General features: G+C 54.7%; 24 protein-coding genes and 1 pseudogene. 11 read left to right on the top strand and 14 right to left on the bottom strand.

What is annotated here, in order from left to right:
• Nucleotides 1-13: 13 nt before the first annotated feature.
• From mreB to E0E37_RS13065, 3 genes are read right to left on the bottom strand one after another with little or no spacing between them, the layout of a single operon-like run.
• On the bottom strand, nucleotides 14-1051 hold the full coding sequence (gene mreB, locus E0E37_RS13075; protein WP_130863459.1) for a rod shape-determining protein: 1038 nt from the start codon (nucleotides 1049-1051) through the stop codon (nucleotides 14-16).
• Between the two features lie 39 nt (nucleotides 1052-1090).
• Entirely contained in the window at nucleotides 1091-1813 is a 723-nt protein-coding gene (gene radC, locus E0E37_RS13070; protein ID WP_246019732.1) for a RadC family protein, read from the bottom strand.
• Nucleotides 1814-1857: 44 nt separating this feature from the next.
• Nucleotides 1858-2433, bottom strand: coding sequence for a Maf family protein (locus E0E37_RS13065; protein ID WP_130863458.1), 576 nt, complete (start codon nucleotides 2431-2433; stop codon nucleotides 1858-1860).
• A gap of 184 nt (nucleotides 2434-2617) precedes the next feature.
• Here E0E37_RS13065 and E0E37_RS13060 point away from each other — a divergent pair, with 184 nt between their 5' ends.
• Both E0E37_RS13060 and sigK read left to right on the top strand, forming a co-directional pair.
• Nucleotides 2618-2782, top strand: coding sequence for a DUF1540 domain-containing protein (locus E0E37_RS13060; RefSeq protein WP_130863457.1), 165 nt, complete (start codon nucleotides 2618-2620; stop codon nucleotides 2780-2782).
• Between the two features lie 137 nt (nucleotides 2783-2919).
• Entirely contained in the window at nucleotides 2920-3630 is a 711-nt protein-coding gene (gene sigK, locus E0E37_RS13055; RefSeq protein WP_130863456.1) for an RNA polymerase sporulation sigma factor SigK, read from the top strand.
• A 115-nt stretch (nucleotides 3631-3745) separates the two neighbouring features.
• Here the strand turns inward: sigK and E0E37_RS13050 are convergent, their stop codons facing one another.
• Nucleotides 3746-5662 carry a peptidoglycan D,D-transpeptidase FtsI family protein gene (locus tag E0E37_RS13050; RefSeq protein ID WP_130863455.1) on the bottom strand — a complete coding sequence of 639 codons (1917 nt, stop codon included), beginning with the start codon at nucleotides 5660-5662 and terminating at the stop codon, nucleotides 3746-3748.
• A gap of 373 nt (nucleotides 5663-6035) precedes the next feature.
• Between E0E37_RS13050 and E0E37_RS13045 the strand changes: the two genes are divergently transcribed.
• The 6 genes and pseudogenes from E0E37_RS13045 to E0E37_RS13025 all read left to right on the top strand — a co-directional run.
• Nucleotides 6036-7277 carry a DUF1015 domain-containing protein gene (locus E0E37_RS13045; protein ID WP_130863454.1) on the top strand — a complete coding sequence of 414 codons (1242 nt, stop codon included), beginning with the start codon at nucleotides 6036-6038 and terminating at the stop codon, nucleotides 7275-7277.
• Nucleotides 7278-7991: 714 nt separating this feature from the next.
• Complete coding sequence (locus E0E37_RS19130) at nucleotides 7992-8093, top strand: MerR family DNA-binding transcriptional regulator (protein ID WP_330548583.1); 102 nt, start codon at nucleotides 7992-7994, stop codon at nucleotides 8091-8093.
• 61 nt (nucleotides 8094-8154) lie between these two features.
• Nucleotides 8155-8787 carry an effector binding domain-containing protein gene (locus E0E37_RS13040; protein WP_330548582.1) on the top strand — a complete coding sequence of 211 codons (633 nt, stop codon included), beginning with the start codon at nucleotides 8155-8157 and terminating at the stop codon, nucleotides 8785-8787.
• A 16-nt stretch (nucleotides 8788-8803) separates the two neighbouring features.
• Nucleotides 8804-9070 (top strand): TrmO family methyltransferase domain-containing protein, encoded by a 267-nt coding sequence (locus E0E37_RS13035; RefSeq protein ID WP_330548581.1) that lies wholly within the window; start codon nucleotides 8804-8806, stop codon nucleotides 9068-9070.
• A gap of 9 nt (nucleotides 9071-9079) precedes the next feature.
• A complete protein-coding gene (locus E0E37_RS13030) occupies nucleotides 9080-9661 on the top strand; it encodes a GNAT family N-acetyltransferase (protein WP_130863453.1) in 582 nt (193 codons plus the stop codon).
• Nucleotides 9661-9771: pseudogene (locus E0E37_RS13025) on the top strand (tyrosine-type recombinase/integrase); the annotation flags it as partial. The gene E0E37_RS13030 and the pseudogene E0E37_RS13025, both read left to right, overlap by 1 nt.
• A 117-nt stretch (nucleotides 9772-9888) precedes the next feature.
• On the opposite strand, the gene E0E37_RS13020 reads toward E0E37_RS13025, so the two are convergent.
• The 6 genes from E0E37_RS13020 to E0E37_RS12995 all read right to left on the bottom strand — a co-directional run bounded on the left by E0E37_RS13020 (nucleotide 9889) and on the right by E0E37_RS12995 (nucleotide 16254).
• Nucleotides 9889-10089, bottom strand: coding sequence for a hypothetical protein (locus E0E37_RS13020; protein WP_130863452.1), 201 nt, complete (start codon nucleotides 10087-10089; stop codon nucleotides 9889-9891).
• A gap of 96 nt (nucleotides 10090-10185) precedes the next feature.
• Nucleotides 10186-11031, bottom strand: a complete 846-nt coding sequence (locus E0E37_RS13015; protein WP_130863451.1) for a DNA-formamidopyrimidine glycosylase family protein — start codon at nucleotides 11029-11031, stop codon at nucleotides 10186-10188.
• 34 nt (nucleotides 11032-11065) lie between these two features.
• Complete coding sequence (cmk, locus tag E0E37_RS13010; RefSeq protein WP_130863450.1) at nucleotides 11066-11728, bottom strand: (d)CMP kinase; 663 nt, start codon at nucleotides 11726-11728, stop codon at nucleotides 11066-11068.
• A gap of 172 nt (nucleotides 11729-11900) precedes the next feature.
• Nucleotides 11901-14837: an ATP-binding protein gene (locus tag E0E37_RS13005; RefSeq protein ID WP_130863449.1), complete on the bottom strand. Its 2937-nt coding sequence runs from the start codon at nucleotides 14835-14837 to the stop codon at nucleotides 11901-11903.
• Nucleotides 14838-15198: 361 nt separating this feature from the next.
• Nucleotides 15199-15663, bottom strand: coding sequence for a transcriptional regulator NrdR (nrdR, locus tag E0E37_RS13000; protein WP_130863448.1), 465 nt, complete (start codon nucleotides 15661-15663; stop codon nucleotides 15199-15201).
• 111 nt (nucleotides 15664-15774) lie between these two features.
• Nucleotides 15775-16254: a YlmC/YmxH family sporulation protein gene (locus E0E37_RS12995; RefSeq protein WP_130863447.1), complete on the bottom strand. Its 480-nt coding sequence runs from the start codon at nucleotides 16252-16254 to the stop codon at nucleotides 15775-15777.
• A gap of 264 nt (nucleotides 16255-16518) precedes the next feature.
• Between E0E37_RS12995 and E0E37_RS12990 the strand changes: the two genes are divergently transcribed.
• Nucleotides 16519-18117 (top strand): peptide chain release factor 3, encoded by a 1599-nt coding sequence (locus tag E0E37_RS12990; RefSeq protein WP_130863446.1) that lies wholly within the window; start codon nucleotides 16519-16521, stop codon nucleotides 18115-18117.
• 29 nt (nucleotides 18118-18146) lie between these two features.
• The gene (locus E0E37_RS12985; protein ID WP_246019786.1) at nucleotides 18147-19490 is read left to right on the top strand and encodes a Na+/H+ antiporter NhaC family protein; all 1344 of its coding nucleotides are present in this window, start codon (nucleotides 18147-18149) and stop codon (nucleotides 19488-19490) included.
• Between the two features lie 68 nt (nucleotides 19491-19558).
• Here the strand turns inward: E0E37_RS12985 and iadA (E0E37_RS12980) are convergent, their stop codons facing one another.
• From iadA (E0E37_RS12980) to nhaC, 3 genes are all read right to left on the bottom strand, one after another.
• Nucleotides 19559-20719, bottom strand: a complete 1161-nt coding sequence (gene iadA, locus E0E37_RS12980) for a beta-aspartyl-peptidase (RefSeq protein ID WP_130863444.1) — start codon at nucleotides 20717-20719, stop codon at nucleotides 19559-19561.
• Between the two features lie 83 nt (nucleotides 20720-20802).
• The gene (gene iadA / locus E0E37_RS12975; RefSeq protein WP_130863443.1) at nucleotides 20803-21969 is read right to left on the bottom strand and encodes a beta-aspartyl-peptidase; all 1167 of its coding nucleotides are present in this window, start codon (nucleotides 21967-21969) and stop codon (nucleotides 20803-20805) included.
• 36 nt (nucleotides 21970-22005) lie between these two features.
• Complete coding sequence (gene nhaC, locus E0E37_RS12970) at nucleotides 22006-23481, bottom strand: Na+/H+ antiporter NhaC (protein ID WP_130863442.1); 1476 nt, start codon at nucleotides 23479-23481, stop codon at nucleotides 22006-22008.
• A gap of 292 nt (nucleotides 23482-23773) precedes the next feature.
• Here nhaC and E0E37_RS12965 point away from each other — a divergent pair, with 292 nt between their 5' ends.
• On the top strand, nucleotides 23774-25948 hold the full coding sequence (locus tag E0E37_RS12965; protein WP_165445354.1) for a sigma-54 interaction domain-containing protein: 2175 nt from the start codon (nucleotides 23774-23776) through the stop codon (nucleotides 25946-25948).
• Nucleotides 25949-25958: 10 nt separating this feature from the next.
• Here E0E37_RS12965 and pgeF read toward each other — a convergent pair whose 3' ends face one another.
• Nucleotides 25959-26687 carry a peptidoglycan editing factor PgeF gene (gene pgeF, locus E0E37_RS12960; RefSeq protein ID WP_130863440.1) on the bottom strand — a complete coding sequence of 243 codons (729 nt, stop codon included), beginning with the start codon at nucleotides 26685-26687 and terminating at the stop codon, nucleotides 25959-25961.
• Nucleotides 26688-26702: the final 15 nt, after the last annotated feature.

The following is a 26702-nucleotide window of genomic DNA, read 5'->3' as shown; positions in this document are numbered from 1 at the left end:
ACCCCTTCAGTTCTCAATATTTTTTATCGGCGTATGCGTAGCGCTTTACTTTTTCGATATTGGAGAGACTCTTGCCGGTGCCTTCCGCCACGGCCTCCAGCGCGTTGGGCGCGATAGCCACATGCATCCCCGTATGATATTCGATCAGCTTATCCAGCCCCCGCAGGAAAGCTCCGCCTCCGGCAAGCACCAGTCCGTTGTTCACAATATCGGCCGCCAGCTCCGGCGGCGCCTGCTCCAGCGTGTTTTTAACGCCGTCCAGAATGATGGATACCGGCTCTTCCAGAGCGCTCATGATATCCGTTGAATGGACCGTCACCGTCTTGGGCAGGCCGCTGATGATATCCCGGCCCCGCGCCTCCATGCTGGTGACGACGCCTTCCGTCTCCTCCGTGGGATAGACGCAGCCTACGGTCTTCTTGATATCCTCCGCTGTCTTGTCTCCGATCAGCAGGCTGAAATTTTTCCTCATATAAGCCACGATGGCCTCGTCCATCTTATCCCCGGCATAGCGCAGAGACGTGCTGGTGACGATACCGCCCAGCGCGATGATCGCTATGTCGGAGGTGCCGCCGCCGATATCGGCGATCATGCAGCCTTCCGCCTCGTCGACGGCAAGGCCGGCCCCGATGGCCGCCGCCATGGGCTCGGTAAGAATATAGACCTCCTTGGCTCCCATCTGATGAAGGACTTCGTTGACCGCCCTCTTTTCCACTTCTGTAACGCCGGAGGGCACTCCCACCACCACGCGCATGGACGTCAGCGAAGATCGTTTCTCCATGACCCGTCTGATATATTCTTTCAGCATGACCTGCGTCATGACAAAATCAGAGATCACGCCCTCCTGAAGAGGCCGGACTACCTTAATATTTGACGGAGCTCTGCCGATCATGGCCTTGGCTTCCTTGCCGGCGGCCAGAACCTGATCGTTCTGGTCCACCGCCACCACAGAGGGTTCATTCAGTATGATGCCCGCATCCTTAGAATAAATCAATGTATTCGCCGTTCCCAGATCAACGCCTAAATCCTGTGAAAAAAATTTGAAACACATGTCTCCAGTTCCCCTTTCCCGTTCCTGTCCTATTTCGTCTCACATCAGCATCTGTTCCCGCATGCTGATGTATACTCCGTCTCCGATTATCAAATGGTCCAGCACTATGATTCCCAATATTTTGCCGGCTTCCACCAGCTGAGCAGTGGTCTTCAGATCCTGCGGACTGGGCGCCGGACTGCCGCTGGGATGATTGTGCACCAGCACCACAGCCGAAGCGCTCTTGCGCATAGCGCTCTGAAACACCTCCCGCGGATGAATGACCGTCAGATCCAGGCTGCCTACAGCCACATTGTCGATCATGATGATCTCATTCTTTGTATTGAGCAGCAGAACCTTAAAAAATTCTTTCCTCTCATACCGCATTTCTTCCATAAAAAGATCCGCAATATCGCCGGGACTGTCCAGCTGCACTGCCGTCCCCCGCGGCGCGGTGGCCACGCGCTTTCCGATCTCTATGGCCGCCGTCAGCCGGCAGGCCTTCGCCGCTCCGATGCCTTTGATCCTGCAAAGTTCCTCCGGCATGCAGTTCGCCAGATAAGAAATACCTTCCTCCTCCATGGCCAGCACGCTTTTTGCCAGCTCAAGAGCCGATTTTTCCCTGGCTCCCGTACCGATGAGCAGTGCCAGCAGCTCTGCGTTGGACAGATACTTCACGCCGTGCTTCATCAACTTCTCTCTGGGGCGCTCCGAACCGGGCATGTCCTTTATCGTGACGGCCCTTTCCCATTGCATCTTTCTCTCATAGATCCTCTTTCCCATTTCTGTTCCCTTCCAGGAACTTTTCCCTTTCCCGTCCGCGTGCTTTAAAGATCCGTGTTCATCGCTGAAAGCTCCCTGCGGATCCTCGTCCACGGGAAGCCCACCACATTGTCATAATCCCCTTCAATGTGGTCGATGTAGGGCGCGAATCCGCCCTGGATCGCATAACCTCCGGCTTTATCCCTGTATTCGCCGGTGGCGATATATGCGGCGATCTCCTCGTCGCCATACTCTTTAAAAAACACTTTTGTGACTTCACAGAAAATTTTTCTATCCGAAGTGTGGGCTCCAAGCATAGCAACCCCGGTAGCCACGAAATGCTCTCTGCCCCGCAGATCGCGCAGGATAGAAAAAGCGTCTCCCTCGTCCGTCGGCTTGCCGATGATCCTGTCTCTGAAGACTACCGTATCCGCCGCGATGATGACGCCCTGATCGTACGCCGTCTCCGCGTACAGCGCTTTTTTCAGCGCCAGATACATGACGGCCTGCTCCATGCCGATCTTTTCGGGCAGCGACTCGTCCACTTCCGGCCGAAACACTTCCGGTTCAATGCCGTGATCGCGCATGATCTGTATTCTGCGCGGCGAACCGGAGGCCAGAATCAATTTTGTTTCTCCCATTTTTTCTGCTCCAAAGGGCCGTCTCCGCCCCGCCTTTTTTCGCGTTTTTTCTACATCATGAGTACATTACATTGTAGCATTTCCTTATAGTATATTCAAGGTGAAAGTGAGAAAATACCATCTATATTATCTGCGATTTCCGCCATACTAAAAGTGAATCTAAAATTTAAGGAGGATTTTTTTTATGAGCAAGATCAACGAATGTATCGAATGTACCGTCCAGCAGTGTGCGTTTAATGCCTGCGATCAGAACTACTGCACGCTGAACAAGATCAAGGTTGGAACCCACGAAGCATGTCCGACCGTCGATCAGTGCACCGACTGTCAGTCCTTCAAGCTGAAGGCCTAACACATCGGCTGAACATCCAGGAGAAGGGATGCGGGAGAACCTCTGCCGTGTCCCTTTTTTATGCTGACAGGCACTATTGTACCGGGGGGTTCATATACTTAAAACGGTAATGAATCCAATCTGAAAGGGGATCACATATGAGTTTTTCGCTGATTCTGACCTCTCTCCTGTTATCCAATCCACTGGTTCTTCTATCTTCTTACGTCTCCATGGGCAATTCTTTTCCCAAGCCCCTGACAAACGAAGAAGAGGCCTATTATCTCAGTCTTTACGAGGACGGAGACAAGGAGGCCAAAAACGTTCTGGTCGAGCATAACCTGAGACTGGTCGCACATATCGCCAAAAAATACGGAAACACCGGAAAAAATCCCGACGATCTGATATCCATCGGAACGATCGGACTGATCAAAGCGGTCAATACATATAAAACAGGCAAGTCGGTCCGTCTGGCCACCTATGCCGCCAAATGCATTGAGAATGAAATACTGATGAATATCAGGACCTCAAAGAAAACAAAATCGGAAGTCTCTCTGAACGACCCTATCGGCACGGACAAAGACGGCAACGAGATCAGCTTTAACGACATACTGGGTACCGACGCAGACGCCATTCTCGACGATATCGACGGGAAAATGCAGGTCAAAAAACTATACGGCGCGATTTCCGATCTCCTGTCAGACCGTGAAAAAAGCGTTATCATTATGCGATTCGGACTGGCCGGGCAAAATGCCAAGACTCAGCGCGAAGTGGCCAAAGAGCTTGGGATCTCCCGTTCCTACATTTCCAGGATCGAAAAAAAGGCCATCCTTAAGCTGAAGGAGGCCTTTGCGGAAGACATCGTCGTGTAGCGGCCCGCCCGGGCCGGCGGCTGCGGATCAATGGGCCGATCAGTCCAGGACTGCTCGCCGCGACAGGCGGCATTCCGCCAGCTGCGCGTTGCAGCATTCAGGTCATCGGAATTGATCAGCGTCCATCGGATGAAGACAAAGCCTGCTGCGGAGCGCGTCCTGCAGTCTCGTTGATCGCTTCCGCCACTTTTCCGAAGACCGGCACCGCCGAGGCTCTGCCGGAACCGCCCTGATCGATGAATACAGTGACTACATATTCAGGATGTTCTGCCGGCAGGAATCCCGTAAACCAGCCGTGTACCACTTCCTTCCCATCCTCCGTGGCTTCCGCCGAACCGGTCTTGCCTCCTGCGCTGAGACCGGAAAGATTGTTGGCCGTTCCCTTCGCCACCGTGTCGACCATGAATGACTGCAGCGTACGCGCCGTCTCCGCGGAGAGGATCTGTTCTTCAGCCTTTCCTGAAAACGGCGTCAACACTCCGTTCTCTACCGTTCCGCGGACCAGCTTCAGATCTGCGCTCCTGCCGTCGTTAGCCACGATCTGCGTCATCTTGCATATTTCCAGAGGGGTCACCAGCAATTTGCCCTGACCGATGGACAAGTTGCCGATCCCGGCTCCCTGGACCTCGCTCTCCAGCGGAAGATTTCCGGTCTTTTCCCCGGAAACGCCGGTGAGGGTCTTATCGGAAAGCCCCAGCTTCTCCGACGTCTCTAAGATAGCCTGAGCGCCGGTCCGCTCTCCCAGCTGAATGAACGCGCAGTTGCAGGATTTTTCAAAAGCCTGGCGAAGAGTGATGCTCCCGTGACCTGTTTTCCCGCCGGTGGAACACTTGATCCGGATCCCGTTGATCTCCTCGTAACCTTTACACTCAAACACCGTATTTTCATCTGCGGAACCGCTTTCCAGCGCCGCGGCCGCCACGGCGATCTTGTAGACAGACCCCGGCGCATAAAGTCCCTGGGCCGCCAGATTGAGAAATTCGCTGCCGGTGCTGTTCAGATAATGTTTTACTTCGTTGGGATTGAAAGACGGTTCGCTGGCACAGGCCAGGATCTCCCCGGATCTTGCTTCCGCCACCACCACAGTGCCCTTCACTTTTTCTTCCTTCAATATTTTCTCCGCCGCTCTCTGGATATCAGCGTCCAGCGTCGTCACCAGGCCGCAGTCCCGGTCTGTGGAATTCTGTATTCCAAGCCCGGGAATGATGTAATTGGCTCCGTCCGCCACAGCGTAGACCAGCTTATCCCGCTGAGAAAGCCAGCTGTCAAAATCCTTTTCCAGGCCGCTGACGCCCTCCCCGTCCAATCCGTTCACATAGCCGATCACGTGGACGGCTGTCTGATCCTCGCTGTACCGCTGCGGCGCGCGGATGATAAACGCCTCTTTCTCCCTCTGGAGCGTCTCGCTCTCTTCCCCGTGATAATCCGCACAGCAGTACAGTTCGTACCGGTCGTTGTTGCTGGAGAGTTTCCGGGCGTCGATCTTGGCCAGAAGTTTCTTCGTTTCCGGATCCATCTTATCCTTTTTGATGAGATAGACATACTCCTCTTTCGTCCCTGTCAGCGGCTGCATATTCCGATCATAGATCGTCCCCCGCTTGTCTATGCCCTCCAACACGATCTGCTGCTGCCGGGCCGCTACCTCCGCGTACCGTTCCTGATCCACCAGCTGGATGAGCGCCAGTTTCCCCGCCAGACCGATCAGCAGCAGCGTTGCGCACACCGAAAAAAAACGAAGCCGCCTTCTCTGCAGCCTGAAACACTGTTCCGCAGTTTCTTCACTGCCGTTCTCCGCCTCTGCTTCTGTCTCTGCCGCTCCTATGCCGGCCCTGGATCCACTCTCCTGGACCTCCTCACGGTCTGCTTTCGCCTGAACGATCCCGCCAGGAATGCGTTCATTCCCCACGCCTTCCTTCTCATCCCGAACATGCTCGTCCTGAACGTACTCGTCCTGAACGTACTCGTCCCGGCTGTCGCTCTTCTCGCCGGGAGCTTCCACACACGTCGTTTTCCGTTTCTTTCTTCCCATCATCTCATGACCTCTCAAACCGCCGCTCTTTCCGTTTCCGTTCCGGATCCCTGTCCACACAGGCGAATCTCAACGCCGTACAGCCACAGACACAGCTTCTCTGGATCTACTCCGCTTTATTCTGCCCTCCGCACCGGAAATATATTCTGGCAGCCGCCGCAGAACGAAGGTCAGTTGTCATTAAGAGGAAAAGAAACCATTGAAAAGCGGCGGAAACTCCCCTATAATAATTACGTAAAACAGCGGTCCGCCGACTGTAATCTATTATCTGCCTATCTGACCGCATGAAACAGACTGTATTTAAAACGCAGGCGGCGCCGCCGGCAGCGAAGCGGCGGGCGCCGATCTGACTGAAAAGAGAAACGGAGAAAATACCATGGCAATCGTAAGACCTTTCAAAGCCGTCCGACCGGCGAAAGAATATGCCGCAGAGGTCGTGTCTCTGCCCTATGACGTGATGAACCGAAAAGAAGCCTCCGTCATGGCGGAGGGAAAGCCCCACAGCTTTCTGCACATCTGCCGCTCGGAAATCGATCTCCCTGAGGAGGCTGACCCCTATGCCAGGGCGGTCTACGAAAAAGCCCGGCAGAATATAACCGACTGGCTTGCACAGAAAGTGCTGATCCAGGACGAAAGACCCATGCTCTATATCTACCGTCAGGTCATGGACGGACGGGTGCAGACCGGTATCGTGGGCTGCGTTTCCGTGGATGAGTATCAGAATAACATCATAAAAAAACATGAATTTACCCGCGTAGAAAAAGAGATCGACCGCATCAATCACTTCGACGTCTGCAACGCTGACACGGAACCGGTCTTCCTCACTTACCGCCGAAACAGCGGCGTGGATGAGATCGTAGACGCCTGGACAAAGGAACACGCCCCGGAATACGATCTGCAAACAGATGACGGCATCGCCCACATTCTCTGGAAGATCGATGACGAAGACCTGATCTCCTCGCTGGTAGCCTGTTTCGCCTCCATCCCAGCGCTCTACATAGCGGACGGACATCACCGCTCCGCATCCGCCGTCAAGGTTGGAATGAAACGTCGGGAAGTACATCCCGACTATACGGGTGAAGAAGAATTCAATTTTTATATGGCTGTCATCTTCCCCGATGAGGATCTCAAGATCTTCGACTACAACAGGGTCCTGAAGGATCTCAACGGTCTCACCGGCGATCAATTTCTGGAAAAGCTGACCGCAGCGGGATTCGATGTGGCTCCCGCGCCCGAAAGCCCGTGGTTCCCGGAAGCCAAGCACGTGTTCTCCATGTTTCTGGACGAAAAGTGGTACAGAGTGGCTGCCAGACCGGAGATCATTCCGGACGACATTATCGCCAGTCTGGATGTGGCCGTTCTTCAGGATAATGTTCTGGGTCCCATACTGGGGATCCAGGATCCCCGCACAGACAAGCGGATCGACTTCGTGGGCGGGATCCGCGGACTCTCTGAACTGGAGCGCCGCTGCCGGGAAGATATGAAGCTGGCTTTCGCCGTATATCCGGTAGACATTGCAGATCTGCTGGCCGTGGCCGACGCAGGCGAGGTCATGCCTCCCAAATCCACCTGGTTTGAACCCAAACTGGGCAGCGGACTGTTCCTGCATCAGCTGTAGGTTTCAGCCCGGTACGCGGCCCGGCTCTTCGCCAGACGGGCTTGACCGCCGGCCGCGCAGCCGGACTTTTCGCCGAATGGGCTAAACCGGACGGAACGGCGTGGCGCTTCCCGCCGAACGGACTAAATCGGCCGGGCCGGCATGGCGCTGTCCGCCAAATGAACTTAAACGCCGGCGTGCCGCTTCTGTAAAAAGTCCTGCACTGACGGCGCACGCAGCTGTCACTGTAAGGTGACTCACATATGCGAAAACTCTCAAAAAAAACGATTTTCGCATATATGCGTATAAAAAACCATGAAAATAGCCGGGATCCAGACAAAAAATAGGTGAGAACTGATTAAAAAATCGTTTCTCACCTATTTTTCCTCTCTTTATATGCCAGATCCAAAAAAAATCGCAGTTTTCACCTATGGCCACCCCAGGGACTTATCCCAAAACCCGCACCCTAATTATACCGCCGCCTCGTCCGCTCCTGCTTCGGGTGCGGATAACTTAATCCATTTAGTTTTAGTACACTTTTGTGTCTATTTATCATCATATTCTCTATATTATCTAGCCCCAATTCTCTCGAAGCAAATTTTTAGAGCAAAAATAGAGCCATATTCTCGATTTCTTTATTTGATAAGAATAGAGCATATTATTAACTTTCAGAAATGCAAAATCGACTTGAAGTGTATGAAACTTCAAGTATGATTATATACAGGTGGTGATAAGATGTTTAAAATAGGCGAGTTTTCAAAGATAACGCAAGTATCTATTCGTATGCTTCGGTATTATGATGAAGTAGGGCTGCTAAAGCCGGAAGAAAGTCGATAAACGGACGGGACACCGAATGTACTCGGTAACTCAAATACCCCGCCTAAATAGAATATTATATTTGCGTGACAGCGGTTTTAATATCTCTGAAATTGCGCTTGCACTCGAAATGAATGATTGTTTACTTCTCGAAACCCTTGAACAAAAGCGATTTGAAATTATGGATACTATACAGAATGAGCAGGAAAAACTACGGAAAATTGCGATTGCTAAAAACGAAATAAAAGAAAACAAAGGAGAACTTCATTACAACATTTCCATTAAAGCAATCCCAGAGTATCAAGTGCTTTCTTTACGAAGAATTGTTTCTACATACTACTCCGAGGGTGATTTATGGAATGAACTTTCTGCTTTTGCCAAAGAACAGAAGATAGAAATATCCAGTCATACTTTTTCTGTTTATCACGACACAGTGTACAAGGAACAAAATGTGGATATTGAGTTATGCGTCCCTGTAAGTAAGCTATGTAAAGATATTGCTCCATTCTGTTTCCATATTATCAAGCCTGTCCCCGTTATGGCCTGCACAATGGTATATGGTGACTTTTCAAATATAAAAGGAGCGTATATTGCTTTTGCTGAATGGTTGCAAAAAAACAGTAAATATCGAATGTCAAACCCTATGCGACAAATTGTGCATAGGGGATCGTGGAATGAGAGTAATCCGGCAAAGTACCTGACTGTAGCCCTATAAAAATGCACCAACAGTAATGGGCGTTTTTGCCACAAGGTCGCCAGTCCGCCCTAACCCTATTGCTTTGACAACATCAGAAATTATCAGCATTGATTTTAACAAGGGAATTATTCGGATTACTTTTATTGACGCGAATGACAATACTCCCGTGTTGGATATAAAGCCGTACACACCGAGTTTTGACAGAGTAGAAACACCCGGTATTCCTGCATGGTGCAGCCAGTGGCCGAGAAGCACAGAAGCGGCCGGCTGCTTTAATTGGGAGCAGGTATTCAATTTTTAAGGGGGCTTTATGAAACTGCAAGATTACGTTCAGAATAAACCGAAACTTGAAACGGACAGGCTTTTATTACGTCCTTTGCAATATGATGATGTTGCCAATTTGAAAGAATGGCTAGGCGACAGATCATTGTATCAATATTGGGGGAAACGTCCCGGAAAAAGTGACTTAAATCCCGAATCGCTATTTCAAAAAAAGGAGCGTCCTACAAAGAGTTTCCATTGGGGGATCGTTCATAAAAAGGACGATAAAGTGATAGGTGAAATGTGGGTATATCTTATTGAAAATGACCGCATGGCAAAAGTAGCTTTCCGTCTTTCTCCAATTTATCAAGGAAATGGTCTTATGGCTGAAGCCTTAAGAAACGTAGTAATTTTCTGTTTTGAAAAAACAGAATTACAACGGCTATGGTCTGATGTTCATGTTCTAAATATCGCGTCGTATAAAACACTGGAAAAAGCAGGATTTCGGCGAGAGGGGCATATTCGGGACGGAAAAATGGTAAATACTTATTGCGATTATTATTTATATGGTATGACGAGAACCGATTATTATGAAACAGAAAGTATGACACAGCCACCCAACGGGAAATAAAAAAACCGTTGTACGGGATTACGCCGCATACCTTACGCCATACGTTCAGTACGAATTTAGCAAACGCCGGAATGAACCCGAACGCATTACAGTATATCATGGGACATTCCTTCCGATATGAAAAGTGCCGGAAAGCCTGTAAATACAGGCTATACCGGCATATAAGAACTTCTAAAAAGATAATCATACAGGATATATAGATTTGCTCTACAAATCAGCTTTTATCTTTATCTATTTTCAGACTCATTGATCAACTTTAATATATTTCCAATCCCCACATAATGACCGACAAGAATCATTGCTAAGCAAAACAATGGATTTATATCTATTGTTCCATTTGAAAGCCAAATAATCATCTCAATAATTCCACCAGATCCAACAAACAGTGGGATTACAATCATAAAAATCGTATATATTTTATGTTTCATTTCTTCCCCCCTCCAGCCGGAACACAGATCGCCTGGAAAAAAAACGGCGCAAAGGCCGGCGGCCTTTGGCCTGTCCTCCTATCCGGCGTGGAAATATCACGCCTTATTAGTTCCCTCCGCTGATAAGGGCTGGCAAACAGGACAGTAATAGACCGTGCCTCCCATATAAGTCTCCTTCACGATCTTACCGCCGCAGGCAGGACAACCGGCAGAGAGACCGTTTTTCGACATAACGGTCCGGTAGCCGCCGTTCTGTCCATATATGTTCTTTTCCGTATCACGGCCGCCCGCCTCAGCCATTTGACGAAGTACGCCGACGGCGGCTTTTTCCAGTCTTCCCTTCTCCTCTTCATCCAATGTACCCAGCTTCCGTTTTGGATGGATCCCCGCGTGAAAGAGAATTTCCTGCAGCACGCCGTTTCCGATCCCCGGAAACCTCTGTTCCGTAGCCAGAAACGCCTTGATGCTCAGGCCCGGTCTGCTTTCTTTCAGCACTTTCCAATAATACGCACTGAACTCTTCCGACAGCGGCGAGACTGCGCCCTGGCTTTTCCGATAATACTCATTATCGTAATCGCCGCCGTGGAGTATGATGCCGCCGTACATGGCCACCGTGAAGGCCAAGACGTCGCCGCCTTCCAGGCGGATCAGCAGTTGGTACGATTTGGGCACGGTCCCCTCCGCCGGGATCAGTCTGACGTTGACCCCGTCGTTAAAGCACAGATACATGCCGTTATCAAATACAATTTCCACAAACAATCCGAAGCCTCTGACTTCTGTGATCCGTCTTTCCCTGATCTGGGCCTCGTAATGATCGGGACTGCCGTTGAACCAGCAAAATTTGTGCTCTTTGCTGGGCGGCAGCACCGCCGTCACCTTTCTGCCCACTGCTTCAGCCGCAAGCTGCGATGATATGGTCATTACTTCCGGAAACTCCAACATCTCAAATCCCCCTATCTGCCCTGATGGCTCTGTATTACCGGCCCTTTGTCACTGCGTTCAGGATCACATCAGCCACCTCTTCGATGGACAGCCGCGTGGAATCGATCTCGACTGCGTCTTTCGCCTTTCGCAGCGGATTCAGCTCCCTGGTGGAATCGTTGCGGTCGCGCTCTTCAATATCCCTTTCCACCTGCTCCAGCGTCACGTCCTGCCCTTTCTCCTTCAATTCTTTATACCGTCTCACAGCACGCTCGTGCGTGGACGCAGTGAGGAAAAACTTAAATTCCGCATCGGTGAGCACATTGGTACCGATGTCCCGTCCGTCCATGATAACGCTTTTTTCCCGTCCCATCTTCTTCTGAAGCTGAACCAGCTTTTCCCGAACCGCCGGCAGCGCGGAACACGCGGAGGCCATTTTCGAAACCTCCGGCGTGCGTATTTTGTCACCCAGAGCTTCCCCGTTGAGCAGGACCTCTCCCATCGCCAGATCCACATCCGTGTCAGCCAGCAGCTTCTCCACGGCGGACTCATCGGTCAGTTCCACTCTGTCTCTCAGGAGCCTGTAGGCCACGGCCCGGTACATTGCCCCCGTGTCAATGTAATCGATCCCCAGTCCGGCCGCCACTTTTTTTGCAATGGTGCTTTTCCCCGCACCTGAAGGCCCGTCCACCGCGATGCGGATTATTTCTTTCGTCATTTCCGACTCATCCCTTTCTGTACTCTTTTCTTTTTACTGCTCCAATTCTTACTGACCGGCTCACACGTCTGGCCGCTCGGCCTGCTCTATCCTGCCCCACGACCGGTCCTTCCTGGCCGCCGGCCCTGACCCCGCTGCTCCTGCCCGCCGGCCGAACCGCTCGCCGTCATCCCTATGTCGCGTCCTTCGCCGCATCCTCCGCCACGCCCTGCGTCGTGTCCTGTGTCGCATCCTTCGCCACGCCCTGCGTCCCGTCCTGTGTCGCATCCTTCGCCGCGTTCTGCGTCCCGTCCTCCGCCGCATCCTGCGTCCCGCCCTCCGCGTTCCCGCTCTTTATGGCGGCGCACAGCGCGTCGTACAGCTGGACCACATCGATGGGTTTGGGAATGAATCCCGTCATGCCGGCTTCCAGAGCCGCCTCCTCATCTTCGCGAAATGCATTGGCTGTGGCTGCGATGATGGGGACTGTCTTGGCGTCCGGCCTCTGCAGTGAACGAATTTCCCGCGCAGCTTCCAACCCGTTCATCACCGGCATCAAAACATCCATGAGGATAATATCAAATTCACCCGGGGAGCTGCGCTCAAACAGCTCCAGCGCCTCCTTGCCGTTCTCGGCCCGGCTCACCTTCGCCCCCTGCATCTCCAACAGCTCTGTAACGATCTCGGCGTTCAGCTCGTAGTCTTCCGCCAGAAGGATGTTCATCCCCCTCAGCATCCTTCCGGCCAGGGTGCGGGGCCGGTCCGCCTGACCGCTCAGCTCGCTCTTCGGCAGCGTGATCGTAAAGTAAAATTCACTTCCCTTGCCCAGTTCGCTTCTGAGCTCCAGCTTACCGCCCATCAGGCACACGATGCTGCAGCTGATCGCCAGACCCAGACCGGTCCCCTGGCTGCGGGAGGCATTGGTTCCAGCCTGTTCGAAACTTTGAAAAATTCTCTGCTGATCGCCTTTCCCTATCCCCACGCCGTCGTCGATGACTCTGATCGAGAATACGGCTCCGTTGTCCGTGGACGCGATCTGCTCAACATACACGAGTACGGATCCCTTTCTTGGCGTGAACTTGAATGCGTTGGAAAGCAGATTGGTGATCACCTGACGGAGACGGATCACATCTCCCGCCAGCTCGTCGTCCTGAATTTTCTGTTCCATGGCAAAGCGGATCTCTTTGTTGTCCGCCTCCGCCCGAAACATACTTTCGATCTCGCCGAGCATGGCTCCCATCGAAAACGGTTCGCTGGCGATCTTCATCTTATCGCTCTGGATGCGGCTCATATCCAGAATATCGCTGATCAAACTGAGCAGATAGCGGGAGGAGGACCTGATCCGGGCAAGGTTTTCACTGGCCTTTTCCGGCATGCCGTCTATCATTTCCGTCAGATCGGTCAGACCGACGATGGCGTTCATCGGCGTGCGGATCTCATGGCTCATCCGGGAGAGGAATTCACTTTTGGCATGGCTGTCCGCCTCTGCCTTTTCCAGTTCGTGCTGTATCTTCATCGTGCGCAGCCGGATCCCCGCAAAGAATACCACTCCGATCATGACCAGAATGAGAAATGCCGCTACCACCGCCAGCGTCAGCATGGGATTGGCGTACACGATATTAGACAGCGTCATCCTCGACGTTCCGATCGAGATAACATTTCGGCCGCTGACGGCCGTCCTCTGTTTCTCCGTCATATTGTTGATCGCTTTATTGATGATCGTAAGAAGCTCGGGATCGGCGGGAGCGGACAGCGCGAAACCAACGCCCACTCTGCCGTTGGCCTGATTCACCTGGACCACATTGGTGAAATTGTTCTGTTGGATCAAATATTCCAGATGGGAGGACACGCCGTATATGAAGTCTACCGATCCGCGGTTCACATCGGCCAGCGCCTCTGCAGCGTCGAAATAGTACTTTACCTCGTCGGCCACGATATTGCCGGGCATGTCGCGACCTTCCAGCATGGCCCCTTTCAATCCTTCCGCCGGGTAGCCGGAGTATTTATTGCGCACCATAGTGGTGTCCAGCTGCACATAGGAAGCCGTGAGCGCCAGATTCCGCCTCACAGCGTCCTCCTCGCTGTCCAGGAAAAAGCCCAGCAGGTCGGCCTCCCCCGCCTGAACTTTTCTCACCGCCTCTCCGTAGTTATCGCAGGGCACATACGAAAATTCCAGACCGGAATATTCGGATATCACCTGTAGCATGTCCGGGACCAGTCCGCTGTGAAGAGCGCCGCTTCCAATACAGAACATCGGATGCCAGTCCCGCGGCACCGCTACTGTCACCGGTCCTCTGGAGCTGATATACTTCCTCTCCTGCTCGTTGAGCTGTATGAACTTGTTGTCGATCTCAGGAAAATGCTTGGCGTATACACTTTTTGCAAAATACGGATCCGCGTCGTAAATTTTCTCCAAAGCCATATTCAGACCCTCCTGGACCTCCCGGTTCCCTGGAGTGGTCACGATGAAATGCGGCTGCGAATCCATTGAAACCGCAACGGCGTAATCCTTTCCCGCATCTGAGCTGTTCCCCATCGTCAGGTCCACCTCGCCGCTGTCCAGAAAGCGATTCAGATTTTTAGCTGCGGCGATCTGCTCATAGCTGTAGTATTTCAGCGTACATTCCAGATTGTTGACAGACAGATACGCTTTCAGCCGCCGGATATTTTCCGTGGCTTTCTCGTATACGCCGATGGTTTTGCCGTTCAGCGTGTCCAGATCGTAGCTCTTGATGCTGTCGTCATCTCTGCGGGACAACAGCAGCAGTTTACTGTACCCGCAGTTGTAATCCGGATACGCGAAGTACGCTTCGAAGCCCTCTGAATAATAGGTGCCTCCCATCAGATCGAATTTGCCTTCAAAAAAATCGCTGATCAGATCTGCGCTGTCTGTGTCTACATATTCATATGTCCATCCGGTATACTTGGCGATCTCGTTGAGATAATCCACCACCAGGCCGTATCTCTGTCCGTCTTCCCCGGTCTCGGAAAATCCGTCGGTCTGCGGAAACGCCACCCGCAGGACTTTCTGTTCTTCCCCCGCCAGCCCGGACACCGGCAGAGCCGTTATCAGAACTGCCAGCAGCACCGCTGAACATCTCCTGATTCTCCGGCCGAATTTTTGTTTCATACACACACCTCTTCCGACAGCCGTTCTATCTACTCGCTGATCTCTCTGTATCTGTATCTCTGTGAATATTTCTGAATCTCTCTGTATCTCTCTGAATTTCCTGCCAATCTATGATCAGCCGGTTAAAAATTATATCATTTTCTTCCTCATATCTCAAGTGTGAAAGAGACGGTCCGCGTCCTCTGACCCGCGGCGTCCCCGCCCGATCCGGATAAATGAATAAGCCGCCCCGGGGCGATGTGATATCTCCGAAGCAGCAGACTCTTCTGTCTGAACTGCCTGCTTCAGAGGTATCCTATCAGTGCAGGGCGGCTTAAAACATCTGCGAAGTCCGCAGTGTTCACATTCACGGTCTCTATTTCTATTTTTCAGCGTTTTTACCCAGCAGCTTTTCGATCTCTGCCACAAAGGTGTTCACGTCCTTGAACTGGCGGTACACGGAGGCAAAACGAACATAGGCCACCTCGTCCAGATCCTTCAGATGCTCCATGATGACCTCGCCGATGACCTTGCTCTCGATCTCCTTCTCCATCATATTGTTCAGCCCGCGCTCGATCTCGCTGACGATATGCTCGATGGAAGCGATGGAGACAGGCCGCTTCTCGCAGGCCTTGATGATGCCGTTGAGCACCTTGTTCCGGTCAAAGGCCTCCCGGCTCCCGTCCTTTTTCACGACCATAAAGAACATTTCCTCCACCTTTTCATAGGTGGTGAAACGCTTTCCGCAATTGTCGCATTCCCGCCGTCTGCGTATGGCATGTCCTTCCTCTGTCGGTCTGGAGTCGATAACTCTGGTGTCGTCATTTTCACAAAATGGGCATCTCATAAACAATCTCCTCTTCTACTTCACAGCCCCTCTCCGGCCATACGCTGGCCTTCCGCGCATCTTCATGGGTCTGTTTCTTAGATTGTACCTATATCTTGTGGTTTATGCAAGTTATTTCGCAGGATCATCGTCATCATTTTCCCGATCAGGCAGGTCCATGGTCCGCTGAAAGCTCCGCTCCGCTGCGAATTCAGTCTCTGGGTATCCCCCCTGTTCCGAGCGGAAGCTTTTTACAGGCTGGTATTCCGGTTCGTAGCCCCGTTCCTCCCTCTTTCCCACGCCTCCAAAGCCGCCGAATCCTCCGCCGAGACCGCCCGTGTTTCTCTGATATTCCTCCTCGTAATCCTGATCCAGCACGCCGGCCACGTCCACCAGGATCACATCGTCCCCGATGCGCTTGATGTCGCGCCACCGGATCACCTGTTCTCCCGTTCTCCCGAAAAAGGAAAAGAACCCCCGGGGCTCCGGCACGATGATGCCCTCGATGGTTCCGCGTTCCAGATTCACTTCGATATCTTCCACGAATCCCAGACTTTTTCCGTCGTAGATATTGATCACTTCTTTATTCTTAATATCCTGTGTGCTTATCATGTTTGTCCTCCTGTTTACTCTTTCCGTCCTCTGTTTCCCGGCGCTCTCACCGAAGCGGCGCCAATTTGTCTTGAAATAGTCACCTTAAGGAAACTTTTTTATAAATATATGTCCTGGTGGAATAAAATATGATATGATGATTCATAGCGCAAACGACCTGCCCAGGCCCGCGCAAAGCGGCGCGGCAGGCGAAGGCCGGCTGTTCTGCCCCTCTGCGGCGGCCATGCCGGCTCACTGTTACAAGAAAGGAACAAGAAGACATTTATGGCAAATCAGACACTGATAGATGAAATTCAGAAGCGCCGGATCTTCGGCATCATCTCTCACCCTGACGCGGGAAAGACGACGCTGACGGAAAAGCTGCTGCTCCACGGGGGAGCGATCCGGGAGGCCGGAACAGTAAAGGCCAGAAGAAACGCCAAATTCGCCACCTCCGACTGGATGGAGATCGAGAAACAGCGGGGCATCTCCGTCACTTCCTCGGTCATGCAGTTTCAGTACGGAGATAAAGTGATCTCCATCATGGATACGCCGGGCCACAACGATTTCGGCGAAGATACCTACCGCATCCTCACCTCTGTAGACAGCGCCGTCATGGTCATCGACGGAGCGAAGGGCATCGAGGCCCAGACGAAAAAGCTGTTCCAGGTGTGCAGCATGCGGGGCATTCCCATTTTTACCTTTGTTAACAAGCTGGACCGGGACGCCAAAGACCCGCTGGACGCCATGCAGGAGCTGGAGGACGTGCTGGGCCTTCCCTCCGTGGCCGTGACCTGGCCCATCGGCTCCGGCCTGAACTTCCAGGGGGTTTACGACCGCCTGAGAAATGAAGTACATTTATATAAACAGGGCGATCAGATCATAGAGCTGTCCGACGAGGGCGTGTTCGGCCCGGAGCTTGAGGATATCCTCACCTCCTACAATCTGGAAAACCTTCGTTCTGAGATGGAACTGGTCTGCGGCGCGGGAAATGAATTCGATCTGCAGAAAGTGCAGGCGGGAAAACTGTCTCCCGTGTTTTTCGGCTCCGCTCTGGCAGACTTCGGCGTCACGCCTTTCCTGAAACACTTTCTGGATATGTCCCCGGCGCCGGGACCTCGAAAGGCGCTGGACGGGAACGTGGATCCCACGGATCCCGATTTCAGCGGATTTATCTTCAAGATCCAGGCCAATATGAATCCGGCTCACAGAGACCGTCTGGCCTTTTTCCGCATCTGTTCCGGGGTCTTTGAGCGGGGCATGACCGCCACTCTTTCCCGAACGGGAAAGCCGATCAAGCTGTCCCAGTCCACCCAGCTCATGGCCAACGAGCGGGAGACCGTGGATAAAGCCTACGCCGGCGACGTTATCGGCATCTACGATACCGGTACCTATCAGATCGGCGATACTCTGACCACCAGAAAGGAGCCGCTGTTCTTCGAGCCGCTGCCAACGTTCCCCCCGGAGCTCTTCGCTCTGGTGAGCCCGGTGAATTCCCTGAAAGCCAAGCACTTTCAGAAGGGCGTCAGCCAGCTGGCCCAGGAGGGAGCCATCCAGGTGTACCGCAACGAATACAACGAAGTCGTCATCGGCGCGGTGGGCGCGCTGCAATTCGAGGTCTTTGAATACCGGCTGAAAAACGAGTACAACGCGGATATCCGCATGCACAATCTGGATTTCAGCATTGCCCGCTGGGTGAAAAACGCGGATCTGGATGCAGTGAAAAAGTGTCTGGATTCCCGCTGCATGCTGGTCTTCGACCATTTCGAGCGGCCCCTGATCCTGTTCGCCAATCAGTTCACTCTGAATTATTTTGTGGAGCGCTACAAAGACATCGAGCTGGTGGAGGCGCTCTCCGTCAACGACGAGTTTCAAAATAAATAACTGAAAAGGAGATGAATCTCTTGGACATTGTGACAGGCCTGATCCTGTGTTTTATTCTCCTCCTCATATCCGTGCTCAAGGGTACCTTTCTCGGGTACCCTCTTCTCGCATGCTGGATCGTCTTTGCTCTCATCGCAAAACACAGAGGACACAGCCTGCGGGAGATCATCGCCATGTCCTGGACGGGCGCCAGACAGTCCTTTCTGATCCTGCAGATCTTCCTGCTGATCGGCTGTATTATGAGCGTGTGGATCACCGCGGGAACGATGCCCACTCTCATGTACTACTGTCTGTCCTACATCGCGCCCTCTCTCTTTGTGCTGTTCACGTTCCTCATGTGCGGACTGGTGTCTTTCCTGATCGGAAGCTCCTTCGGAACAGCAAGCACCATGGGCGTGGCGCTGATCACGCTGGCCCGCGGAGCGGGACTTCCTCTGCCTCTAGTGACAGGCGCCGTCATGTCCGGGATCTACGTGGGCGACCGGGGTTCCTTCATGTCCTCCGCCGCCATACTGGCTTCCGGCATCTGCGGCGCGGACCACGTCAGAAACGTCAGGAACATGGCCTTTACCTCCATGATCCCTCTGGCGCTCTCCGCCCTGTTTTACGGAGCCTTTTCCCTGCGGTTTCCGCTGGAATTCACGGGAAATCCCCTGCCGGAGCTTCTGAACAGTTCCTTTACGATCTCCCCTGTCATGCTGCTCCCCGCCGCGCTCATGTTCCTGCTCCCGGTGCTGAAAGTACCGGTGAAGCTGTCTATGGGAGCCAGCATCCTCTGCGCTCTGTTCCTCAGTCTGACCGCGCAGCACGCAGACCCGCTGTTCGTGATGAAAGGAATGCTCACCGGCGTAAAATACACAGAGGGCCCCCTGGCGGGGGTGCTGGAGAGCGGAGGCATCTTCTCCATGTTTACCACGTATATCATGCTGTTCATCTCCTGTTCTCTGGCCGGGATCTTCGAACACATCCATGCCTTTGACGCCCTGAAAGAACAGCTGATCCGCAGAAGTTCCACGCCGCGCCGGCGCACGGGTTTCGCCTGTCTGGTGGGGCTTCTGAGCAGCGCTTTCGGCTGCAATCAGACGATCTCCACGCTGCTGACCCACGATATTATGAAAGACTGCTACAGGGAAGACGAGGTACAGCAGATGGCGCTGGACATTTCCAACAGCGCGCTGATCATAGCCGGTCTGGTACCCTGGTGCGTGGCCGCTTTTGTTCCGGTATCCATGCTCCACGTGGAGAGCGGCAGCTCCTACATACCCTACGCGTTTTATATGTACGCCACTCCGATCCTGGCCTGCCTGGCCTTCCCGCTCTGCGGAAAAGCCAGACAGACGGGACTGGACAGTCCCGCGAAAAAAGCCGCGTGACGGAATGATCATCATTCCGCCCCGCGGCTTTTTTTCGGCAAGGACCGGTCCATTGCCCAGATCCCCGCTTATTTTTCAAAGCGTCCTTTTAAGATGTGTTCTTTCTCCCACACTGCAATGCGGCCCATGGCCACTACGCAGTGGATATCGAAGTTCTCGTCGCAGATCAGCAGGTCCGCATCGGCCCCCGCTGCGATGCAGCCTTTTACGCCGTTCTTATCGATCACCGAAGCCGGATTTTTCGTGACCAGCGTCAGCGCCTGGGCGAGGTCCATCACATTTTCTTCGGCCATAGCCCGCATGAGTCCGTGCAGTCCCTCCGACGCTGCGTAGGTCAGTCCCACGCATTCTCCCGCCTCGTTGAACCGCGGCTGGCTTCCGTAGCCGTCGCTGGACACGGTGAGATGTTCCAGCGGAGCCCCCTGCTCCACGCAGTACCGGATCTGCTCCGCCAGTTCCCGGCTGGAGATCATTCCCGTTCCGGTGGTCAGATCGATGACGCCGCCCATCTTCGCAAAGCGGATGCTCTCGTCCAGCAGGGCTTTTCCCCGCAGATTCACATGGGTGGGGAGCAGATTCTTCGCCGGAACGTCAGAGTTCTCCAAAGCGTAAAACACCGGTTCCAGTCCCGCTTTTCCGCTGCCCATGTGCATGGTCACAATGCCGCAGCAGGGGGACAGCAGTCCCGCCCGCCGGGCTGCCGTGGCCAGACGGATCACGTCCTCCCCCCGGGGATTGGAGCTTCTGTGATCGGACAGCGCTGTCTTGACACCGATGACCTCGTCGATGAGCACGATATCCCGCTCCACGCTGCCTGTCAGCGTCTCCGGCGGGAAACCGTAGGAACCGGTCATCATATAACAGGTGATCCCCTCTTCTTTCAATGCCCGGACCTTGGCCAGCAGGTTTTCCAGACTTCTGCTGATGCCGTCCGTGCCCAGAAGGCCTACTACCGTGGTGACGCCGCAGTCCAAAAGCTCCGCAAGACTGGCTTCCGGCGTGCGGGACGCCGGTCCCTGTTCTCCTCCTCCGCCGGTCACGTGCACGTAAAGATCAATGTAGCCCGGCATCAGACGTTTTCCCTCCAGATCAAAGATCTCAACGTCGCAGGGGTCCCCGCAGGGATCGATACAGTCCGCGATCCTCGCGATGCGGCTGCCTTCCACCAGCACGTCTTTTTTCCCAAGATGTTCCGGAGCGTAGACGTCCGCGTTTTTAAACAGTTTCATATGTCGATCTCATCCTCTCTGTTTCCGATGGGCAGAGCGCTCCCGATCTCCTGGGGATCTCCTGCCCTTTCTATTCCATCATACTATTCAAAGGTGCCCCTTGCCAACAGCTTTCCCTCCCGGACGAAAAAGCGGCCCCGGGCCATAACGCTGCGGATGTTGCAGCGATCGTCCAGAAACAGCAGATCCGCGTCGCTTCCCGGTCTCACAGCACCTTTGACGGGCCAGAGTCCGTTGGCTCTGGCAGGGTTTGCCGAACAGACGGAAACCGCGTCGCTCAGCGAAACGCCTTCCTTCCGCACGGCGTCCCGCACTTCCTCGTGAAGAGAATGGAGCTTCGTGACCAGCAGGGCCGTCCTCCCCTCTTCGTCCCTCACCGCCATGCAGCCGTTCCCATCGGAGCTCATGGTGATCCGCTCCGCGAGCACCTCCCTTTCCAGACACAGGCGGATGGCCCGGGAGGGTTCCACGCAGCCCTCAAAGCCTTCTGCCGCCCGAATTCCGGAAGTTATGTCCATATAGCCTCCCGCCCTGGCAAAGTCCAGACTCTCTTCAAACAGCGCCTCCGTCCGGTTTACGTGAGTGGGGATCAGATGGCGGGCCGGTATCTCCGTCTCCTCCAGAATACGAAAGAGCATGGACAGTCCCGCTGTGCCCACCCCCATGTGAAACTGTACGGCGCCGGCTTTGCCCGCCAGCATGCCCCCCACTCTGGCCTGAGTCACCAGACGCTTCAGTTCGTCCAGCGACGGCTGGGAAGACCTGTGATCGGACACCGCCACTTCGCCGATGCCGATCACTTTGTCGATCAGTATCATGTCCCGGCGCAGATCCCCCGTGAGGCTCACGGGCGGCAGCTCGTAGGATCCGGTCAGCATGTAGGCCGTGATCCCTTCTGTTTCCAGCGCTCTCACCTTTGCCAGAAGGTCCTCGGGGCGCCTGGTCGTTCCATCCGTGCCCAGCACGCCCACCACAGTGGTCACGCCAGCAGTCACGATGTGGGAGAGCATGACCTCCGGCGTACGGCTGTAAGGTCCGGCCTCGCCGCCGCCCCCGATGACATGAACGTGCTGATCCACATAGCCGGGGACCACCGGATCTCCTCCGGCGTCCACCACTTCCGTTTCGACGGCGTTTGTCTCAAAGGTCAGGTCAGTGCCCACCGCGGCGATCTTTCCGCCGCAGATGAGGATATCCCTGACGCCCAGATGTTCCGGCGCATAGAGATCCGCCGATTTGATCAACAGCATAGTGCAGCCTCCTTATCCATCGGCTTATTCATCGGCCTATTCCGGCCTGCGCCCGGCTTCCTGCGCCTCAGCGGCCGCGATCTCCTCAGGCGTCATCTTTTTAATGCCGATCCCTGTAAATCCATAGAACAGAGCAAACATAAATCCCGCGTAGCACAGCACGGCCCAGGGCAGATAGTCCAGCGTCTCGACCCCGAGGGTGGCCGTCATGTACGCGCCTGCGGCGGACCAGGGAACGATGGGAACGGACACCGTACCGGCGTCCTCCAGCGTTCTGGACAGATTCACCGCGGCCAGACCCCGTTTCCTGTAAGCATCGCGGAACATCTCTCCGGGGATCAGGATGGAAAGATAAGAATTTCCTGTGGTCAGCGCCATGGTCAGGCAGGAGAGTACGGTGCTGGCGATCAGCCCGCCGGTGGTCTTCACCACGGAGAGCAGCGCGTTGAGCACCACGTCGAGACATCCCGCGCAGCTCATGATGCCTGCAAAGCAGAAGGCGCAGAAGACAAGCAGCGTGGTGGACATGATCCCGTTCATTCCCCCGCCGTTGATCAGCCGGGTCACCTCCCAGATGACGGCTCCCGGATCGAAGCCTTCCACATTCACCATGGATACGTCAAAGCCGCTGACAGTGGATTTCAGTATATTTTCCAGAGAAATATGCTGAACGAAAAACGCCATCACTCCCGCCAGAGCGGAAGATCCCATCATGACGGGGATCGTAGGCAGTTTCAGCACAGAGCCGGCCAGGATCATCACCGCAGGAAGCAGCAGCAGGATATTCCAGCTGTACATCGTATCCAGCGTGGAGAGCATCGTATCGACAGTTTCCGGATTGGCCACGGAGACTACTCCCGTACCCATTCCGGCGATCGCATAGACGATCAGGGAAACGACGGTAGCCGGAAGCGTGGTCCACAGCATGTGTTTGATGTGTGAGTACAATTCACTTCCCGCCGCGATAGGCGCCAGGTTTGTGGTATCGGAAAGCGGCGAAAGCTTGTCTCCGAAGTAAGATCCGGCAATGACTGCGCCTGCCGTGGCAGGAAGCGATACGGAGAGCCCGGAGGCGATGCCCATGAGCGCCACGCCCATGGTTCCCACGGATCCCCAGGACGTACCTGTCACGATAGACACCAGCGCCGTGATCAGAAATGCCGTCACCAGCAGAAATTTCGGATTGACGATCTGAATGCCGTAGTAGATCATCATCGGGATCGTACCGGAGGCTTTCCAGGTCCCGATGAGAGCGCCTACGGACACCAGGATGAGAATGGCCGGCATGCCCTTGGCGATCTTGTTTGATATCTCATCCATCATTTCTCCCCAGGTACAGCCCACCCGCAGAGCAATAAATCCTGCGATGGCCGCCACGATGATCAGAAGGGGCTCTGTCGCCCATCCCTTCAGCCCTTTTCCGTAAAATAAGATAACAAGCATTGCGATGATCGGGATCAGAGCCTCCATCAGGGTGGGTCTGCGTTTCTGACGCGCAGTTTTTTCTTTCATAGTTTTCATCTCCTCTCTCTGTGACAGCCTGCGGCGATCCGGACCGCCGCCCGCGGGCCGCCGCGCCGGCGGATCCTTTTTCCTCACCCGGCGGGCCCCGGCCAGGTCCTTCTCCTTTTCGCCGGCCGAACACATTCTTTCCTTATTGATCTAGCAAATTGCGTGCCAGTAATATTTTAGGAGATTTTCGCTGTCCACTGTGAATTTTTAACCTTCTTCCTTTTCTTTATTCCATTTAAATGATATAATGTCGGACAAAGATGGCCAAACAGGCCCGAAAGGAGATGAGTTTTTGAAAGATATTATATTGCTGGCTGAGACTCAAGGTACGGCAGACTACGTGATCCGCCAGCTGAACGAGGTCTTTCACCCCTATGCGGCTCTGCGCGCAGTCATTGCCGACGCCAGCCTGCCTCCCCATTCGCTGTCGGCTTCTCTCATCGTCATCGTCTCCAAGGTGCTTGAGACCGAAATGCAGCGCTACGTCAGTCCCGGCACTCCGGTCCTCATCGCCGACCGGATGATGGATCCCTGCGAAGTCAGCCGGCTGTACGACATTCCCGCCGGATCCGACGTGCTGGTCGTCAACACTTCCCCCCGGGTCACCGCTGAGACCATCGGGCAGCTGATCGCCTGCGGCGTCAGCGGACTGCGCTACCACCCCTACTATCCCGGTATCGATTCCTACCGAAAAGACTGCCGCTGGGCGGTCACTTTCGGCGAGTCCCACCTGATCCCTCCCGGAGACTACATCCAGACCTTTTCCCTGCCCAGCCGCCCTCTGGGCATTTCCACCTTTGTCCGCATCGCCGGCGAACTGGGGATCTACGATGATCTGAGAGAGACCATCTCCTCTCTGTTCATGAATCCCCTCATCGGCGTGACTCGGGATCTGGCAGTAACGGGAGCCAGAAACAAACAGATCTCCGACAATCTGCAGCAGATCATCAATCTCTTTCAGGACGGGGTAGTGGTGGTCAGCGAGGAAGGCGCCATCACCTTCCACAACGACATCGCTTCGCGTATTCTGGCCATCAGGGACGGCCGGTCGCCGTCCCTGGACCGGCTGCTGCAGAACCGGCCGCTGTCCGGTCATTTCTTTCTGGATCTGAACGGCTCCAGCTATTACGTCGAGCCCATCCGCAGCCGGCTTCACAGGGAAACAGGCACCATCTTCCTGCTGCGCGACGTGGAAAAGATCGAGCACATCGAGAACAGCTACCGCCGCAGTCTGGCGGACAAGGGGCTGACCGCCCACTATTCCTTCCGGCACATCATCTACCACTCAGAACACATGAAAACTCTGGTGGAGACAGCAGAGAAGTTTGCTCTGGGAGATTCCACCGTATTCATCCACGGCCCTTCGGGCTGCGGAAAAGAGATGCTGGCCCAGGCCATCCACAACGCCTCCCCCCGCGGTTCTCAGCCCTTTGTGGCTGTAAATTTCGCTTCGATCTCCGCCACTCTCAGCGAGTCCGAACTCTTTGGCTACGAAGAGGGCGCCTTCACCGGCGCCAGGCGCGGAGGGAAACCCGGTCTGTTCCAGCTGGCGCACCGGGGCACCATCTTTCTGGATGAGATCGGCGACGCGCCTCTGGATCTTCAGAAAAAACTGCTCCGCGTCATCCAGGAGCGCAAGATCCTCCCCGTGGGTGGAACGAAATTCATCCCGGTGGACGTGCGCATCATCGCCGCCAGCAATCAGGATATGGACGCTCTCATCGCCGCCCGCCAATTCCGGCAGGACCTCTACTACCGGCTGAACGTGCTCCCTCTCTACGTGCCGCCGCTGCGGGAACGCAGGGAAGATATTCTGCCCCTGTTTCTGCACTTCCTGCAGTCGGAATTCGGCGTCCCGGCCGCCGCGCTGGATGCTGAGGTAAAAGTCTGTCTGGAGCGCCATTCCTGGAACGGAAATGTGAGAGAACTGCGCAATGCCGCAGAATACGCCTCAAACTTCGCCTCCTGGGACCCGGACTGGCAGAAGAGGCTCCAGTCCATTCTCAGCCCGCCCCAGCCTCCGGCTTTCTCCGGACGCCCGCAGCGTGGGGAGGGCCATGGTGAGGCTCCCGGGGACGCGGATCCCGTTGGGATCGATCCGGAGGAAAAGCCGCCTGCTTTGTCCTCCGTCCTTCCGGGCTCCGACGCCGAAGGGCGTGATCTTCTCCCAAAGGCGCAGGCAGAGCTGCTTGCCCGTCTGGAAGACTACGGGGACCTGCGTTACTTTCTGCGCATTCTCTCCACTCTCGACCGGCCGCCCTACCGTTGGCCCCGGCGCGTCATCGCGGAACATCTGAGCCGGACCGCTGCCGCCGGCGAACCGGTCCCCAGTGACAGCCAGCTGAAAAGGGACCTGCTTTTTCTGAAAAATATGGGTCTGGTCAACGCCGTGACCGGAAAAGGAACCTTTATAAAAGAAGCAGGCAGAGAAGTTCTCCGCCTGCTGAGATGTAAAACCGACTATTGAGATCCACTGATCAAAGGAGCTGCCGTCTGTAGATGTAGGCGGTCATCCGCTCTTTTGTGCCGCAGTCTCTGCGCCAGGAGTAAAACAGATGCTCCCCGCTCTCATCCCGGCTGCACATCGTACACAGAGACGAGACCTGAATGCTCCTGATGCCCAGCGCCGAAAGCTGTCTCCTGTTGATCTCTTTCAGATCCAGGAGATATTTTCCGTCCGCCTGCTGCCGGGCGCAGGCGTCCATAAAATCGTATCTCTCCGCGAACGCTTCGTAGACCTCCGGCCCCGTCTCAAAGCAGCAGCTGCTGATCCCCGGGCCGATGGCGGCGTGAAGGCGCTCAGGCCCCTGACCTGTGAGGTCCATCAGCGCCTGGGCCGTCCTGGCTGCCACGGCGGCGCAGGTGCCCCGCCATCCGGCGTGAGCCAGACCCATGGCGCCGTCCTCCCCGCAGATCCACACCGGCAGACAGTCTGCGTGGACAGTGGTCAGCGCCACTCCGGCGCAGGCCGTGATCACTGCGTCCGTGTCGGGCAGGACCAGCTCCTTCTTTCCCTGACGGCGGCATTCCTCCGCCATCTCTTCCGTGATCAGCCCCACCCGGTCTTTGTGCACCTGAACAGGGCGCACCACCAGCAGCCCGGCGGCGGCCAGCTCGTCCCTCACCTGATCCTTTACCCGGGCCCGGGTACTGAACCCGGCCGTGACCCACGGCTGCCCCTCCAGCATTTCTATGCTCCGTATCATCTCCGCTCCCCCTTT

This window comes from Bacilliculturomica massiliensis (genome assembly GCF_900605495.1).
In the GTDB taxonomy this organism is placed as follows: domain Bacteria; phylum Bacillota; class Clostridia; order Peptostreptococcales; family Anaerovoracaceae; genus Bacilliculturomica; species Bacilliculturomica massiliensis.
Note: the sequence above shows the minus strand (reverse complement) of the source record. Positions and strands in the feature narration are given on the sequence as shown.

Excerpts from the sequence above, each read along its gene's own strand:
- mreB (WP_130863459.1), bottom strand. The coding sequence starts at position 1,051 with ATGTGTTTCAAATTTTTTTCACAGGATTTAGGCGTTGATCTGGGAACG.
- radC (WP_246019732.1), bottom strand. The coding sequence starts at position 1,813 with ATGGGAAAGAGGATCTATGAGAGAAAGATGCAATGGGAAAGGGCCGTC.
- E0E37_RS13065 (WP_130863458.1), bottom strand. The coding sequence starts at position 2,433 with ATGGGAGAAACAAAATTGATTCTGGCCTCCGGTTCGCCGCGCAGAATA.
- E0E37_RS13060 (WP_130863457.1), top strand. The coding sequence starts at position 2,618 with ATGAGCAAGATCAACGAATGTATCGAATGTACCGTCCAGCAGTGTGCG.
- sigK (WP_130863456.1), top strand. The coding sequence starts at position 2,920 with ATGAGTTTTTCGCTGATTCTGACCTCTCTCCTGTTATCCAATCCACTG.
- E0E37_RS13050 (WP_130863455.1), bottom strand. The coding sequence starts at position 5,662 with ATGATGGGAAGAAAGAAACGGAAAACGACGTGTGTGGAAGCTCCCGGC.
- E0E37_RS13045 (WP_130863454.1), top strand. The coding sequence starts at position 6,036 with ATGGCAATCGTAAGACCTTTCAAAGCCGTCCGACCGGCGAAAGAATAT.
- E0E37_RS19130 (WP_330548583.1), top strand. The coding sequence starts at position 7,992 with ATGTTTAAAATAGGCGAGTTTTCAAAGATAACGCAAGTATCTATTCGT.
- E0E37_RS13035 (WP_330548581.1), top strand. The coding sequence starts at position 8,804 with ATGGGCGTTTTTGCCACAAGGTCGCCAGTCCGCCCTAACCCTATTGCT.
- E0E37_RS13030 (WP_130863453.1), top strand. The coding sequence starts at position 9,080 with ATGAAACTGCAAGATTACGTTCAGAATAAACCGAAACTTGAAACGGAC.
- E0E37_RS13020 (WP_130863452.1), bottom strand. The coding sequence starts at position 10,089 with ATGAAACATAAAATATATACGATTTTTATGATTGTAATCCCACTGTTT.
- E0E37_RS13015 (WP_130863451.1), bottom strand. The coding sequence starts at position 11,031 with ATGTTGGAGTTTCCGGAAGTAATGACCATATCATCGCAGCTTGCGGCT.
- cmk (WP_130863450.1), bottom strand. The coding sequence starts at position 11,728 with ATGACGAAAGAAATAATCCGCATCGCGGTGGACGGGCCTTCAGGTGCG.
- E0E37_RS13005 (WP_130863449.1), bottom strand. The coding sequence starts at position 14,837 with ATGAAACAAAAATTCGGCCGGAGAATCAGGAGATGTTCAGCGGTGCTG.
- nrdR (WP_130863448.1), bottom strand. The coding sequence starts at position 15,663 with ATGAGATGCCCATTTTGTGAAAATGACGACACCAGAGTTATCGACTCC.
- E0E37_RS12995 (WP_130863447.1), bottom strand. The coding sequence starts at position 16,254 with ATGATAAGCACACAGGATATTAAGAATAAAGAAGTGATCAATATCTAC.
- E0E37_RS12990 (WP_130863446.1), top strand. The coding sequence starts at position 16,519 with ATGGCAAATCAGACACTGATAGATGAAATTCAGAAGCGCCGGATCTTC.
- iadA (WP_130863444.1), bottom strand. The coding sequence starts at position 20,719 with ATGAAACTGTTTAAAAACGCGGACGTCTACGCTCCGGAACATCTTGGG.
- iadA (WP_130863443.1), bottom strand. The coding sequence starts at position 21,969 with ATGCTGTTGATCAAATCGGCGGATCTCTATGCGCCGGAACATCTGGGC.
- nhaC (WP_130863442.1), bottom strand. The coding sequence starts at position 23,481 with ATGAAAGAAAAAACTGCGCGTCAGAAACGCAGACCCACCCTGATGGAG.
- pgeF (WP_130863440.1), bottom strand. The coding sequence starts at position 26,687 with ATGATACGGAGCATAGAAATGCTGGAGGGGCAGCCGTGGGTCACGGCC.